At 60.7% G+C, this 14,897-nt stretch carries 13 protein-coding genes; 4 read left to right on the plus strand and 9 right to left on the minus strand.

The window, feature by feature from the left end; all coding sequences use genetic code 11:
- Window positions 1-8 precede the first annotated feature (8 nt).
- The 4 genes from BK660_RS21960 to BK660_RS21975 all read left to right on the plus strand — a co-directional run bounded on the left by BK660_RS21960 (window position 9) and on the right by BK660_RS21975 (window position 4,241).
- Window positions 9-686, plus strand: coding sequence for a heavy metal response regulator transcription factor (locus BK660_RS21960; protein WP_123435064.1), 678 nt, complete (start codon window positions 9-11; stop codon window positions 684-686).
- On the plus strand, window positions 676-2,040 hold the full coding sequence (locus BK660_RS21965; RefSeq protein WP_123435065.1) for a heavy metal sensor histidine kinase: 1,365 nt from the start codon (window positions 676-678) through the stop codon (window positions 2,038-2,040). Before BK660_RS21960 ends, BK660_RS21965 begins: the two co-directional genes overlap by 11 nt.
- Before the next feature lie 276 nt (window positions 2,041-2,316).
- Complete coding sequence (locus tag BK660_RS21970; protein WP_123435066.1) at window positions 2,317-2,535, plus strand: hypothetical protein; 219 nt, start codon at window positions 2,317-2,319, stop codon at window positions 2,533-2,535.
- Between the two features lie 257 nt (window positions 2,536-2,792).
- Entirely contained in the window at window positions 2,793-4,241 is a 1,449-nt protein-coding gene (locus tag BK660_RS21975) for a sensor domain-containing diguanylate cyclase (protein ID WP_185045167.1), read from the plus strand.
- A 173-nt stretch (window positions 4,242-4,414) separates the two neighbouring features.
- Here the strand turns inward: BK660_RS21975 and lpxC are convergent, their stop codons facing one another.
- The 9 genes from lpxC to murD all read right to left on the minus strand — a co-directional run bounded on the left by lpxC (window position 4,415) and on the right by murD (window position 14,891).
- Complete coding sequence (gene lpxC / locus BK660_RS21980; RefSeq protein ID WP_007943488.1) at window positions 4,415-5,326, minus strand: UDP-3-O-acyl-N-acetylglucosamine deacetylase; 912 nt, start codon at window positions 5,324-5,326, stop codon at window positions 4,415-4,417.
- 112 nt (window positions 5,327-5,438) lie between these two features.
- On the minus strand, window positions 5,439-6,632 hold the full coding sequence (gene ftsZ / locus BK660_RS21985; RefSeq protein ID WP_007943486.1) for a cell division protein FtsZ: 1,194 nt from the start codon (window positions 6,630-6,632) through the stop codon (window positions 5,439-5,441).
- A gap of 71 nt (window positions 6,633-6,703) precedes the next feature.
- Window positions 6,704-7,963, minus strand: a complete 1,260-nt coding sequence (ftsA, locus tag BK660_RS21990; RefSeq protein WP_123435068.1) for a cell division protein FtsA — start codon at window positions 7,961-7,963, stop codon at window positions 6,704-6,706.
- 15 nt (window positions 7,964-7,978) lie between these two features.
- Window positions 7,979-8,848, minus strand: coding sequence for a cell division protein FtsQ/DivIB (locus BK660_RS21995; RefSeq protein WP_027922694.1), 870 nt, complete (start codon window positions 8,846-8,848; stop codon window positions 7,979-7,981).
- 4 nt (window positions 8,849-8,852) lie between these two features.
- A complete protein-coding gene (locus BK660_RS22000; RefSeq protein WP_123435069.1) occupies window positions 8,853-9,821 on the minus strand; it encodes a D-alanine--D-alanine ligase in 969 nt (322 codons plus the stop codon).
- Window positions 9,818-11,278, minus strand: coding sequence for a UDP-N-acetylmuramate--L-alanine ligase (gene murC, locus BK660_RS22005; protein ID WP_123435070.1), 1,461 nt, complete (start codon window positions 11,276-11,278; stop codon window positions 9,818-9,820). The genes BK660_RS22000 and murC overlap by 4 nt, the downstream gene beginning before the upstream one ends.
- Window positions 11,271-12,341, minus strand: a complete 1,071-nt coding sequence (gene murG / locus BK660_RS22010; protein ID WP_123435071.1) for an undecaprenyldiphospho-muramoylpentapeptide beta-N-acetylglucosaminyltransferase — start codon at window positions 12,339-12,341, stop codon at window positions 11,271-11,273. Before murG ends, murC begins: the two co-directional genes overlap by 8 nt.
- A complete protein-coding gene (gene ftsW / locus BK660_RS22015; protein ID WP_027922690.1) occupies window positions 12,331-13,548 on the minus strand; it encodes a putative lipid II flippase FtsW in 1,218 nt (405 codons plus the stop codon). Before ftsW ends, murG begins: the two co-directional genes overlap by 11 nt.
- Window positions 13,545-14,891: a UDP-N-acetylmuramoyl-L-alanine--D-glutamate ligase gene (murD, locus tag BK660_RS22020; protein ID WP_123435072.1), complete on the minus strand. Its 1,347-nt coding sequence runs from the start codon at window positions 14,889-14,891 to the stop codon at window positions 13,545-13,547. The genes ftsW and murD overlap by 4 nt, the downstream gene beginning before the upstream one ends.
- Between the last annotated feature and the right edge of the window lie 6 nt (window positions 14,892-14,897).

Raw genomic sequence — 14,897 nt, forward strand, 5'->3', positions numbered from 1 at the left:
GCGGGGTCATGCGCGTTCTGATTATCGAAGACGAAGAAAAAACCGCGGACTATTTGCACCGCGGCCTGACGGAACAGGGTTACACCGTGGACGTGGCGCGCGAAGGCGTTGAAGGCCTGCACCTGGCGCTGGAAAGTGACTACGCGGTGATCGTCCTCGACGTCATGCTGCCAGGCCTCGACGGCTTCGGCGTGCTGCGCGCCTTGCGTGCGCGCAAGCAAACCCCGGTGATCATGCTCACCGCCCGCGAGCGCGTCGAAGATCGCATCAGAGGCTTGCGCGATGGCGCAGACGATTACCTCGGCAAACCGTTTTCCTTCCTTGAACTGGTGGCGCGCCTGCAAGCGTTGACCCGGCGCAGCGGCGGTCATGAACCGGTGCAAGTGAGCATCGCCGACCTGTGGATAGATTTGATCAGCCGCAAAGCGACCCGCGCCGGCACACGCCTGGACCTGACCGCCAAAGAGTTTTCTCTGCTGAGCGTGTTGGCCCGTCGGCAAGGCGAAATCCTCTCGAAAACCGCGATTGCCGAGATGGTCTGGGACATCAATTTCGACAGCGACGCCAACGTCGTCGAAGTCGCGATCAAGCGTCTGCGGGCCAAGCTCGACGGGCCGTTCGACGAGAAACTGCTGCACACGATTCGTGGCATGGGTTATGTGCTGGAGAGCCGTGGTGTCCAGTAACTCCATCGCACTGCGCCTGAGCGGGATGTTCACGCTGGTGGCGCTGTTGGTGTTTTTGTTGATCGGCTGGGCGTTGTATCAGCAGGTCGACAAGGGCCTGGGTCTGCTGCCCGAAGCCGAGCTGGATGCGCGCTACAGCGTGCTCGAATCCACCGTCGGCCGTTACGGCACGCCCGAGCATTGGGTGAAGATCAACAACAAGCTCAAGCTGCTTGGCGAGGAAGACAAGCGCATCAGTTTCTGGATTATCAGCGGCGATCCACAGTACGAATATGGCAACCCGACGCCGCAGATCCGCGCCTTCGCCGAAGGGCCGCTGGGCATGCGCGACTTGCAGTTGCCGGATCATCCTTATCCACTGAAAGTGCTGGTGAGCCAGTTCCCGGCCAAGGATCAACGCCCCCCGCTGCGCTTCATGATCGGCATCGACACCGAGACGTTTTTCGAGACTCAGCATCACCTGCTGATCGCGCTGATCAGCCTGGCGATTATTGGCGTGTTGCTGGCGTCTGCGTTGGGGTATTGGGTGGCGCGCATTGGCCTCAAACCCTTGATCAAGTTGTCCCAGGAAGCCCAGCGCCTGGCGCCGCCGCTGCGTTCCGGGCGCTTGCGCTTATCGTCGCTGCCGCCGGAGTTGAATCAGTTCGTCAATTCGTTCAACTCCACGCTGGAGCGGGTCGAGCAGGCGTATTCACGGCTGGAGTCGTTCAACGCCGATGTCGCCCATGAACTGCGCTCGCCGCTGACCAATCTGATCGGCCAGACCCAGGTCGCACTGACACGCGGGCGCTCCGCCGAACATTATTTCGAAGTGCTGCAATCGAACCTCGAAGAACTGGAACGGCTGCGCTCGATCATCAACGACATGCTGTTCCTCGCCAGCGCGGATCAGGGCAGCAAGGCCACCAAACTGACGTCCACGTCGCTCGCCGATGAAGTGGCGACGACGCTGGAGTACCTGGATTTCATTCTTGAGGATGCGCAGGTTCAAGTGCAGGTCAGCGGTGATGCGCAAGTGCGGATCGAGATCGCGCATCTGCGCCGGGCGTTGATCAATTTGCTGAGCAACGCGGTGCAGCACACGGAGCCTGGGCAAGTGATTCAGGTGCGGATCGAGGTCGAGGAGCATCAGGTGAGCATTGGTGTGGCCAACCCTGGATCGCCGATTGCCAGCGAGCATTTGCCGCGGTTGTTTGAGCGGTTTTATCGGGTGGATGCGTCGCGCAGCAACAGTGGCAACAATCACGGATTGGGGCTGGCGATCGTCAAGGCGATTGCGCTGATGCATGGCGGCGATGTGTTTGTGCGCAGCGACCACGGCATGAATACCTTCGGCATTCACCTTCCCGTTTAGCCCACCCACTTCCCTGTGGCGAGGGGGCTTGCCCCCGTTCCAGTGCGCAGCACTGGCGCTTTTTCACAAACGCTACAAGAAGGGGCCGCTTCGCAGCCCAACGGGGCGGTGCGGCGTTCCGACAAGCCCCCTCGCCACAAAAAGCCGTCCACTTACCGAGAGTACTGTTGCTTCTGGCGCAACAGTCCTTTCTTCGATTGGCTCTGTTTCCCATCGGCCAAGATCCTTATCTTTGCCCGCACCAAACAGCACTTGCCAAGCAAGAAGGTTTAAAAGATGTCCAACATTACGGGTATTGCCAGCGCTTTCGTTTTGTCCTCATTGTTTCTGTCTCCGTTCGCAATCGCGGAAGAGTCGCAGACGTTCGTCGCGCAAAATGCTGCACGCGCCGCCGCCTACGATCAGAGCGAAATGACGGCCAAGGCTCAAGACGCCACGCAAACCCCTCAAGCGTCCACTTCTGCCACCCAGCAACGGGTTGAGAAAGACAGCTGACTCACCGAACACCTGTTTCCCTCGACACTTTTCATTGGCTCTTCCCTTTGAAAAGTTGTCTTCAAAGCCGCTGCCATCAGCGGCTTTTTTTCATTGGGGGCTGGCGCAAGTGCGTTCCCGCTCAATGTCTTCTACGCTTGAATAAGTAAAGGCCAGCGCGTTTTGCTGGCCTTTTTTATGCGCCTCAAGCAGACAGCCACCCCATGCCAGTGAGCCACCCCCAACACCTTTCAGGCAAGACCGGTCGACCTGAGCTCATGGTGATGCTTGGCAGCTTGCTGACGGTGATCGCGATTCTCAGCATCGTCGCGTTCCTGCTGATCCGCGAACACGCCAACGCCCAGCAGGCCGCCACCCGCAGCGCGACGACCATTGCGCAATTGATCGATGCTGATGTGCTGCGCACTGTCGAGCTTTACGATTTGACCTTGCAAGGCCTGATTGCCGCTTCGCAGCGCGAGGACCTGAAACAGGTTTCGCCGCAGATCCGCCATCTGGTCCTGTTCGATCGCTCCACCACGGCGCGCTTCAAGGGCGACATCCTGTTATTGGACAAGCACGGGGAAGTGCTCGCCGATTCATCGCTGATCGAACCCAAGCCCGGCAACTTCGCGGACCGCGACTATTTCCTCGCCCATGCGTTTAACAGTGACACCGGCATGTTCATCAGCCGGCCATTCAAGCCGCGCTGCGACTGCGACGACAGCGAGGAATGGCGGATCAGCTTCAGCCGACGCATCTCCTCGTCGACTGGCGAGTTTCTCGGCGTCGCCGTGGCATCGATGCGCCTCACCTACTTCGAACAATTGTTCAACAGCCTGGACATCGGCAACGACAGCACCCTGAGCATCATCAATGACGACGGCATTCTGCTGGCGCAAAAGCCTCATCTGATCAACGACCCCATCGGCAAGAACTTCGCCAGCCGACCCAATGTCGTGCGCATCCTGCGTGAGGGCGCGGGCAGTTTCGACAGCGTGTCGAGCGTCGATCATCTACAACGCCTGTACACCTTTTCCAGGGTCGGCAACCTGCCGTTGACGGTCATCGTCGCCCTCTCCGGCAACGAAGTGTTCGCCACCTGGAAGCGCACCGCGATTGTCATCAGCGGTGCCACCGGCGTGCTGTGCATCGGCCTGCTCTGGCTGACCTGGTTGCTGTGCCGCGAGCTACGCCTGCGCCATCACGCCGAACAGGAACTGGCGCTGTTGGCCGCCACCGATGCCCTGACCGGTGTCGCCAACCGCCGGACCCTGGACCAGACCCTGCGCCATGAGTGGTTTCGCGCTCAACGTTCGGGTAAGCCGCTGTCGGTGCTGATGGTCGATGCCGACCATTTCAAGGCGTTCAACGATCGTCATGGCCATCAGGGTGGCGACGATGCATTACGGGCGGTGGCCACGGTGATCTGCGCCAATGTCCGACGGCCCGGGGACCTGGTGGCGCGGTATGGCGGTGAGGAGTTTTCGGTGATCCTGGCGGAAACCGACAACGCGGGGGCTCGGCAGATTGCTGAAAAGATCCGGCTGTCGGTGGAGCAAATGCCGCTGGTGGCGGGGGCTGAAACACCGATCACTGTCAGTATCGGGATCAGTACCTGGACGACGGAGAAAGAAATCAGTCTGGAGCAGTTGCTGTTTATGGCGGACAAGGCGTTGTATCAGGCCAAGGAAGGTGGGCGCAATCGCGTGGTGGCTGCGCAGTGAGTCCTTCATTGCGGCGGCTGCCCCCTTCGCGAGCAGGCTCGCTCCTACAGTTGATCGCATTCCAATGTGGGAGCGAGCCTGCTCGCGAAGGGGCCAGTATGGACACCACAAAGTTTGAGGCATAAAAAAAGGCCACCCGAAGGCAGCCTTTAAAAACTAGAGAGGTTTTTTGCTTACACGGCCGCGACGGGACGCATGTAAGAGATCGGTGCAGTGCTGGCGTCTTCGAAAGTCACGACTTCCCAAGCATCTGTCTGCTCAATCAACTTGCGCAGCAGCTGGTTGTTCAATGCATGTCCGGACTTGAAGCCCTTGAACTCACCAATCAGGCTATTGCCCAGCAGGTAGAGGTCACCAATTGCATCGAGGATCTTGTGCTTCACGAATTCGTCTTCATAGCGAAGGCCGTCTTCGTTCAGTACACCATCCGCGTCGACCACAATAGCGTTTTCAACACTGCCGCCGAGTGCGAGGTTGTGCTTGCGCAGGTACTCGATATCACTCATGAAACCAAAGGTACGGGCGCGGCTGACTTCTTTTACGAACGAAGTGCTGGAAAAATCCACGCTTGCACTTTGTGTGCGGTTACGGAAAACCGGGTGATCGAAATCGATCTCGAAACTCACCTTGAAGCCTTCGAAAGGGACGAAAGTGGCGCGCTTGTCGCCGTCTTCCACTGTCACTTCCCGCAGGATCCGGATGAACTTCTTCGGTGCGTCCTGTTCTTCCAGGCCGGCCGACTGAATCAGGAATACGAAAGGTCCAGCGCTACCATCCATGATCGGTACTTCGGACGCGGAGAGCTCGACGTAGGCGTTATCGATGCCCAGGCCAGCCATGGCCGAGAGCAAGTGCTCCACCGTGTCCACTTTGACGTCACCGTTAACCAGTGTGGTCGACATAGTGGTTTCGCCAACATTTTCTGCGCGAGCAGGAATCTGCACCACAGGATCGAGGTCAGCACGACAAAACACGATGCCGGTGTCGATAGGCGCGGGCTTGAGGGTCAGGTATACCTTCTCCCCGGAGTGCAGGCCTACACCTGTGGCACGGATAATATTTTTCAGTGTGCGTTGTTTAATCATGGCTTGGGCCGCTTCAGCGCAAATTGCGAACTGGTATCAACAAAGGCTGGCGATGATAGCAGACCAGACCTTTGCTGAACACCAATCAACTTCATAGCCCTGATACATTCCATCAATCAGCCTGACGACGCAGGAAAGCCGGGATGTCCAGGTAGTCCAGATCATCTTGCGGATTCATCTTCGCGGCAGTCGCAGCACCGGCCTGAGCCTGGTTGCGCATGACGGTCGGACGGTCCAGGTCACGGTAGTTCACCGCTGGCTGTTCCTGACGAGCGGGTGCCGATTGTTGTGGCTGGGAGGCCATCGAAGTGTGAACGGTGTTGTCGATGACCTTCACAGGCTTCTCGATTTTCGCGCCCAGACCGGTAGCAACCACAGTCACGTGCAGCTCGTCGCGCATGTCCGGATCGATAACGGTACCGACCTTGACCATGGCGTGCTCGGAAGCGAAGGCTTCGATGATGCTACCCACGTCGGAGTACTCACCCAGGGACAGGTCAGGACCGGCGGTGATGTTCACCAGGATGCCGCGTGCACCTTGCAGGTTCACGTCTTCGAGCAACGGGTTGCGAATGGCCGCTTCGGTGGCCTCGCGTGCACGGTTCGGACCGCTGGCGCAGCCAGTGCCCATCATCGCCATGCCCATTTCGCTCATCACGGTACGCACGTCGGCAAAGTCGACGTTGATCATGCCAGGACGCTTGATGATGTCGGAGATACCGCGAACGGCACCGGCCAGTACATCGTCAGCCTTGGCGAATGCGGACAGCAGGCTTGCGTCCTTGCCAAGGATGGTCAGCAGCTTCTCGTTGGGAATGGTGATCAACGAGTCGACGCTTTCAGACAGCAGACGGATGCCTTCGTCGGCGATCTGCATGCGCTTGCGACCTTCAAACGGGAACGGACGAGTCACCACCGCAACGGTGAGGATCCCCATTTCCTTGGCCACTTCGGCAATGATTGGCGCCGCACCGGTACCGGTACCGCCGCCCATGCCAGTGGTGATGAACACCATGTTGGTGCCCTGCAGGACTTCGGCAATGCGCTCACGGTCTTCGAGAGCGGCCTGACGACCTACTTCAGGGTTGGCGCCGGCGCCCAGACCTTTGGTCACACCGGTACCCAGTTGCAGGATGGTCCGCGCGCCGATGGATTTCAGCGCCTGGGCATCAGTGTTGGCGCAGATGAATTCAACGCCTTCAATGTTGCTCTTGACCATGTGGTTGACAGCGTTGCCGCCGCCTCCGCCAACACCGATAACTTTAATAACCGGGCTTGCGGGGATGTTGTCTACGAGTTCGAACATTTTCCCTCTCCTTTACGTTCTCTAGTTTTTTCGCCTACTGCCTGTATCTACAACGGTGCTGCGATAAATCTTCAGAAGTTGCCTTGTACCCAGCTCTTGATGCGATCGAGCAAGGCGGCTTTCGGTTCTTCATTGCTGTAGCTGTCGCGGCTGCTGATGCCCGAGAACGAAATCCCGTCGGACTGCTTCTGCAGGCCGTACATCAACAGGCCAACGCCAGTGGAATAAATCGGGTTGCGGACCACGTCGTCCAGGCCCTTGACGCCATGCGGAACGCCCAGGCGGACCGGCATGTGGAAGATTTCCTCGGCCAGTTCGGTAGCGCCTTCCATCTTCGACGTGCCGCCGGTCAGCACGATGCCGGCCGGGATCAGGTCTTCGTAGCCGCTGCGACGCAGTTCGGCCTGAATCAGCGTGAACAGTTCGTCGTAACGCGGCTCTACCACTTCGGCCAGGGCCTGGCGGGACAGCTCGCGCGGTGGACGGTCGCCAACGCTTGGCACCTTGATGGTTTCACCGGCACCGGCCAGCTTGGCCAGGGCGCAGGCGTAGCGAATCTTGATTTCTTCGGCGTACTGGGTCGGGGTGCGCAACGCCATGGCGATGTCGTTGGTCACCTGGTCGCCCGCAATCGGGATCACCGCGGTGTGGCGGATTGCGCCTTCGGTGAAGATGGCGATGTCGGTAGTACCGCCGCCGATGTCCACCAGGCACACGCCCAGCTCTTTCTCGTCGTCGGTCAGCACCGAGTAGGCCGAGGCCAGTTGCTCGAGAATGATGTCGTCGATTTCCAGACCGCAACGGCGCACACATTTTTCAATGTTCTGTGCAGCATTGACGGCGCAGGTGACCACGTGGACCTTGGCTTCCAGACGCACGCCGGACATGCCCAGTGGCTCACGAACGCCTTCCTGGTTATCGATCACGTAATCCTGCGGCAGGGTGTGCAGCACGCGCTGGTCAGCCGGGATCGCCACAGCCTGGGCAGCGTCGAGGACGCGCTCAAGGTCGGCCGAGCTGACTTCGCGATCACGAATCGCCACGATGCCGTGGGAGTTCAGGCTGCGGATGTGATTGCCGGCCACGCCGACAAACGCCGAGTGAATGCGGCAACCGGCCATCAGCTGCGCTTCTTCGATAGCGCGCTGGATCGACTGAACGGTGGACTCGATGTTCACCACCACGCCTTTCTTCAGGCCACGGGACGGATGGGTACCGATCCCGACGATTTCCAGCGTGCCGTCGTCCGCAACCTCGCCGACCAGCGCCACCACCTTGGAGGTGCCGATATCGAGACCGACGATCATTTTGCCGCTTTGCACGTTTGCCATGGGTCCTGCCTCTTCTTAATTCTTCGCGACAGCGGGTTGGGCTGTCGTGGGCGCTACAGGTTCCCGCCAGCCAACAGCGAGGCCGTTGGCGTAGCGCAGATCGATGCGCGCAATGTTCGTAATCTGTTCTTTGAGCGTCTTGTCATAGATGGCAATGAAACGGCGCATCTTCTCCACCAGGTTGCCGCGCCCCAGCAGCAGTTCGATCCCGGGACCGGCACTGCCGGCGCCGGTGGTCAGGAACCAGCTGCCGCGTTCACGCAATTCCAGGCGTGCAATCGAGAAGCCCAACGGCCTGAGCATCTGGCTCAGCACCTGGTATTGCTGCATGACCTGCTGTTGAGCCCGTTGTGGGCCGAACAGCTGTGGCAAGTGTTCGTAATTCGCCAGTTCACGCGGGGTGAACGCCTGGCCCTGGTTGTTCAACAGCGATTCATCGCCCCAACGGGCCACCGGCAGTTGTTCTTCCAGGCGGATCACCACTTGATCCGGCCACACCCGACGCACTTCGGCGTGGGCAATCCATGGCATCGTCTCAAGCTCGGTGCGCATGCTCTCCAGGTCGATGGTGAAGAAGCTCGACGCCACGTACGGGGCGATCCGCTGCTGCACGGCTTGCTGGCTGATGTAACTCAAATCACCCTGCACGTTGATCTTGGTGATCGGCCGGTCAGCGTACGGCAGCAAACGCTGCGCGCCTTCGTAAGTGCCGAACCCCAGTGCAACCAACAGCACCGGCCAGAACAACGCTTTGAGAAAACCAAAATTGGCTTTCGGCAGGCGCATCGACATCGGCTCTTTGGCCACCATTCGGCTGGCACCCCGTGGCACCGGCTTGCGGCCGGGTGCGGGTGGAGGCTGATGTCTTAGCTGCGCGCCTTGCATGGTCTTACCCTCGCGGCTCGTTGTTGCCGGTAATGCTGGCGGCCAGAATCGCCAGAACCAGTTGCTGGAAATCCAGACCGGCGGCACGGGCCGCCATCGGCACCAGGCTGTGATCGGTCATGCCCGGCGCGGTGTTCACTTCCAGGAACCAGAACTGCCCGTCGGCGTCCTGCATCACGTCTGCCCTGCCCCAACCGGCGATACCCAGCGCCTCGCAGGCTTTCGCCGTGAGGTCCATGAGTTCCTTTTCCTTGGTGCTGTCGAGCCCGCACGGAATGCGGTACTGGGTATCGTTGGCGATGTACTTGGCGTCGTAGTCGTAGAAGCTGTGCGTCGTGCCCAGGGCAATCGGAGGCAACACCTGGTCACGCAGGGTGGCGATGGTGAACTCCGGACCGTGAATCCATTGCTCGACCAACACTTGCGAATCGTAGGTACTGGCCGCTTTCCAGGCGTCGATCAACTCGGACGCAGAACTCACTTTGGCCATACCGATACTTGAACCTTCATGCGCCGGTTTGACGATCAAAGGGAAGCCCAGTTCCGTCGCTGCCGAAATACAATCAGCCTCGCTGCTCAGGACGGCGTGACGCGGCGTCGGAATACCCAGGCTGTGCCAGACCTGCTTGGTGCGCAGTTTGTCCATGGCCAGCGCCGACGCCAGAATGCCGCTGCCGGTGTAGGGAATGCCCAGGCATTCGAGCAAGCCCTGCATGCTGCCGTCTTCACCGCCACGACCGTGGAGGATGACGAAGGCGCGGTCGATCTTTTCGTTGAGCAAACGCTGCAACAGGTCATCGCCGACGTCGAGGCCGAACGCATCCACACCAGCACTTTGCAGTGCAGCGAGGACCGCGTTACCGGACTTCAGCGAAACCTCACGCTCGGCACTCTTGCCGCCGAACAGCACGGCGACGCGGCCGAAGTCTTTCGGCGCGACGGTGGAGACGAGGTTGGCGTAAGCAGCAGTCATTTCAACTTCCCCACGGCAGGCGCAGCAACGGCACCGGCGAACAACGGACTGTTCAACAGTTTTGGCGCGAGACCGCCGATATCACCGGCGCCCTGGCACAGCAGGATGTCGCCGGCACGCAGCAGCGGCTTGACCAGCGGCGCAAGGTCGACACCGCGCTCGATGTAGATCGGGTCCAGCTGACCGCGTTGACGAATGCTGTTGCACAACTTGCGGCTGTCGGCGCCCGGGATCGGCTCTTCGCCGGCCGGATACACTTCCATCAGCAGCAGGACGTTGGCGTCGGCCAGGACATTGACGAAATCGTCGTACAGGTCGCGGGTGCGGCTGTAACGGTGCGGCTGGTAAACCATCACCAAACGGCGCTCCGGCCAGCCACCGCGTACGGCCTTGATCACCGCAGCGACTTCGGTCGGGTGGTGACCGTAGTCGTCGACCAGCATCACGCTGCCGTCGTCGACCGGCAGTTCGCCGTAGACCTGGAAGCGTCGACCGACACCCTGGAACCCGGACAGGCCCTGGACGATGGCTTCATCGCTGACGCCCTCGTCAGAGGCGATGCAGATGGTCGCCAGCGCATTCAATACGTTGTGGTTCCCCGGCATGTTCACAGAAACATCCAGCGGCTCGCGCTCAGGGCGCAGCACGGTGAAGAAGGTCTGCATGCCCTGCTGACGCACATTGATCGCGCGCACGTCGCAGTCATCGCCGAAGCCGTAGGTAACGGTCGGGCGCTTGACCAGCGGAAGGATTTCACGCACCACCGGATCGTCCAGGCACACCACCGCCAGACCGTAGAACGGCAGGTTGTGGAGGAACTCGACGAAGGTTTTCTTCAGTTTGTTGAAGTCACCGTCGTAGGTCGCCATGTGGTCGGCGTCGATGTTGGTGACCACGGCCACCAGCGGCTGCAAGTGCAGGAAACTGGCGTCGCTTTCGTCGGCTTCGGCGATCAGGTAACGGCTGGTGCCGAGCTGGGCATTGGTGCCCGCGGCATTCAGACGGCCACCAATGACGAACGTCGGGTCCAGGCCACCGGCAGCGAACACCGAGGCGATCAGGCTGGTGGTGGTGGTCTTGCCGTGGGTACCGGCGACGGCGATGCCGTGGCGGTAGCGCATCAGCTCGGCCAGCATCTCGGCGCGTGGTACCACCGGGATACGGCGTTCCAGCGCGGTCGCGACTTCCGGGTTGGAGGTGTTGACGGCGCTCGATACCACCAGCACATCGGCAGAGGAAGCGTTCTCGGCACGGTGACCGATGAAGATATGCGCGCCGAAAGACTCCAGGCGCTCGGTGACCGGCGACGCTTTCAGGTCGGAACCGGAGACGTCATAGCCCAGGTTCAACAACACTTCGGCAATCCCGCACATGCCCACGCCGCCGATACCGACGAAGTGGATTTTACGGATGCGGCGCATTTCCGGTTGCGGCATGGCTTTCTGATTCTCAACCATGGGCCACCTCCAGGCAGGTATCGACCACGTTACGGGTGGCATCGGGTTTGGCCAGGCGGCGTGCCGCAGTAGCCATATCGTTGAGTCGTTGTGGTTGCATCAGGACCTCTGTCAGGCGAGCGGCAAGATCCGCTGCGCCAGTCGTTCTTTGCGGCATCAGGAAGGCAGCGCCTTCACGGGCCAAATAATCGGCGTTGCGGGTCTGGTGATCGTCGATCGCGTGGGGCAAAGGCACCAGCATCGAGGGCAGACCGGCGGCGGCCAGTTCACTGATGGTCAGCGCGCCTGCGCGGCACACCACCAGGTCGGCCCAGCCATAGGCTTGGGCCATGTCTTTGATGAAAGGCTGCACTTGCGCCTCGACGCCAGCCGCGCGATAGCGCTCTGCAGTCACTTCATCGTGGTTTTTACCGGCCTGATGGAACACTTCCGGACGCAGGTCGGGGGCGACTTGCGACAGGGCTTCAGGCAGCAATTTGTTCAACGGTTCTGCGCCCAGGCTTCCACCCAGGATCAGCAAACGCGCCTTGCGACCGGCCAGGGCTGGTCGTGCCGTTTCGAGGAACAGCTCGGTGCGCACCGGGTTACCGGTGGTCCGACGGCTGTCCGACAGGGTAAAGGTGTCGGGGAACGCTTCACAGACTCGGGCGGCCAACGGCACCAGCAACCGATTGGCGGTACCGGCCACGGCGTTCTGTTCGTGAACGATCACCGGCACACCGGCCAGTTTGGCGGCAACACCGCCAGGGCCGGTCACGTAACCACCGAAGCCGACCACGCACACCGGCCGCAGCTGACGAATGATCGCCCGCGCCTGCCAGACGGATTTGAGCAACATGAACGGCGCCTTGAGCAGGGACAATTTGCCCTTGCCGCGCAAGCCGCTGGCGTTGATTCGATGCAACTCGATACCGGCCATCGGCACCAGGTCGTTCTCGATGCCGCGCGGCGTCCCGAGCCAATGCACGGTGTAACCGCGGGCCTGGAATTCGCGAGCGCAAGCCAGTGCCGGGAACACGTGGCCCCCGGTGCCGCCCGCCATGATCAATACGTTAGCGCCCATGGGGTGGCTCCTCGGCGAAGTCACTCTCATGGAACTCCATCTCTTCGCTGCCCAGGTGGGTTCGACTCTCCCACTCGATGCGCAGCAACAAGCCGAGACAGGCACCGCAAATCACCAACGAACTGCCGCCGTAGCTGAGGAATGGCAGGGTCAGGCCTTTGGTCGGCAGCAGGCCGACGTTCACGCCGATGTTGATCAAGAACTGACCAATCCACAGGAACGACAGGCCGTACGCAATGTAGGCGGCGAAGAACTGCTTGGCCTTCTCGGCCCAATAACCGATGTACATGCCACGAATACAGACAAACACGAACAGCGCCACGGTGCACAACGAACCCACGGCCCCCAGTTCTTCAGCCAGCACCGAGAACACGAAGTCAGTGTGGGCTTCCGGCAGGTAAAACTGTTTCTGCACGCTGTTGCCCAGGCCAACGCCCAGCCATTCGCCGCGACCAAACGCGATCAATGCCTGAGACAACTGATAACCGGCACCAAACTGGTCGGCCCATGGGTCGGCAAAGTTGGTCAGACGCGCCATTCGATACGGCTGCACTTGAATCAACAACACCACCGCCGCGACGGCCAGGACCACCATCAAGGAAAACCGGAACAGCCCGACCCCGCCCAGGAACAACATCGCCGCCGCCGCCCCCATCATCACGACGGTGGCACCGAAGTCCGGTTCCATCAGCAACAGGCCGGCCATTGGCAGCAGCACGATGAATGGCTTGAAGAAGCCCATCCAGCTTTCGCGCACTTCTTTCTGGCGACGCACCAGATAGCCGGCGAGGTAGATCACCACGAACACCTTGGCGATCTCGGAAGGCTGAACGTTGAAGAAGCTGAAACCGATCCAGCGCATCGAACCGTTCACTTCACGGCCGATCCCCGGAATGATCACCATCACCAGCAAACCGAACGCACCCAGCAGCATCAGCCAGCCAAGGCGTTGCCAGGTGGCGATCGGGATCATCATGGTGATGACGCAGGCACCCAGGCCCAGAACGATGTAGATAAGGTGGCGGATCATGTAATACAGGGCACTGCCCGATTGCACTGCGGCAACTTCGGTCGAGGCCGATGCAATCATGACCAGGCCCAGGCCGATCAAGGCCAGGCAACCGGCGAGCATCGGGAAGTCGAGGTCGACCCCGCGCCCGGTGATGATCGGCGACGGATAAGGCTTGATGATATTTCTCAGGCTCATGCCAGTTCCTCCACAGCTTGGACGAACTGGTGACCACGGTCTTCGTAGTTCTTGAACATGTCGAAACTGGCGCAGGCCGGTGACAGCAACACCACGTCTCCGGGGTGGGCGGCCGCGCGGCATTGCTCCACGGCTTCGACCAGCGAACCGACGCGGATCAGCGGCACGGCATCGCCGATGGCCTGGCCGATCTTGTCGGAGTCACGCCCCATCAGGATCACGGCGCGGCAGTTGGCCGCCACCGGATCACGCAGGTCATTGAACTCGGCACCCTTGCCGTCGCCACCGGCGATCAGCACGATCTTGCCGTCGATGTCTGCACCCAAACCTTCGATGGCCGCCAGTGCGGCACCGACGTTGGTGGCTTTGGAATCGTTGTAGTAGCCGACGCCGTCCAGATCACGCACCCACTGACAGCGATGCTCGAGGCCGGCAAAGCTGCGCAGGGCCGTGAGCATGGCGTCGAATGGCAGACCGACGGCGTGGCCCAGCGCCAATGCCGCGAGGGCGTTGGACTGGTTGTGGGCGCCACGAATTTTCAACTCGCGCACCGGCATCAGGTTCTGGAATTCGAAGGCCAGGAACTTCTCGCCGTCTTCTTCGCGGATACCGAACGCCTTGAAATCAGGTTTGCTCAAACCGAAGGTCCAGCACGGCTGGCCCTCGCCCATCAACGGACGGCTCAGGGCGTCCTGACGGTTGACCACAAACTGCCTGGCGCCACGGAAGATCCGGTGCTTGGCCAGGTGATAGGCCGGCAGACCGCTGTAACGGTCCATGTGGTCTTCGCTGACGTTGAGCACAGTCGCCACTTCGGCGTTCAGTTGATCGGTGGTTTCCAGCTGGAAACTCGACAGCTCCATCACGTACAGCTCGATGTCATCGCCCAGCAGGTCCAGCGCCGGCGTACCGAGGTTGCCGCCGACCGCCACACGCTTGCCCGCCGCGACGGCCATCTCGCCGACCAGGGTAGTGACGGTGCTTTTCGCATTGGAACCGCTGATGGCGACAATCGGCGCCTTCGCGTTACGCGCGAACAGCTCGATGTCACCGGACAATTTCACGCCACGGGCGGCGGCAGCCTGCAGGGCCGGGGTCGCCAGCGCCAGGCCGGGGCTCACGTAGAGCTCGTCGGCACGGCACAGGAACTCGACGTCCAGCTCGCCACAACGCACTTCCACGTGCGGATAGTCACGCTTGAGCGTGGCCAGTTCCGGTGGATTTTCCCGCGTATCGGCCACGGCAAACGACGTGCCCCGGTTCGCCAGGAAGCGAACCAGGGACATGCCGCTCTTGCCGAGGCCGACAACGATGCGGAAGTGGTCAGAAGCGATCAGAGACACGAGTTT

Origin of the sequence: Pseudomonas brassicacearum, assembly GCF_003732265.1 — a bacterium.
GTDB lineage: Bacteria > Pseudomonadota > Gammaproteobacteria > Pseudomonadales > Pseudomonadaceae > Aquipseudomonas > Aquipseudomonas brassicacearum_D.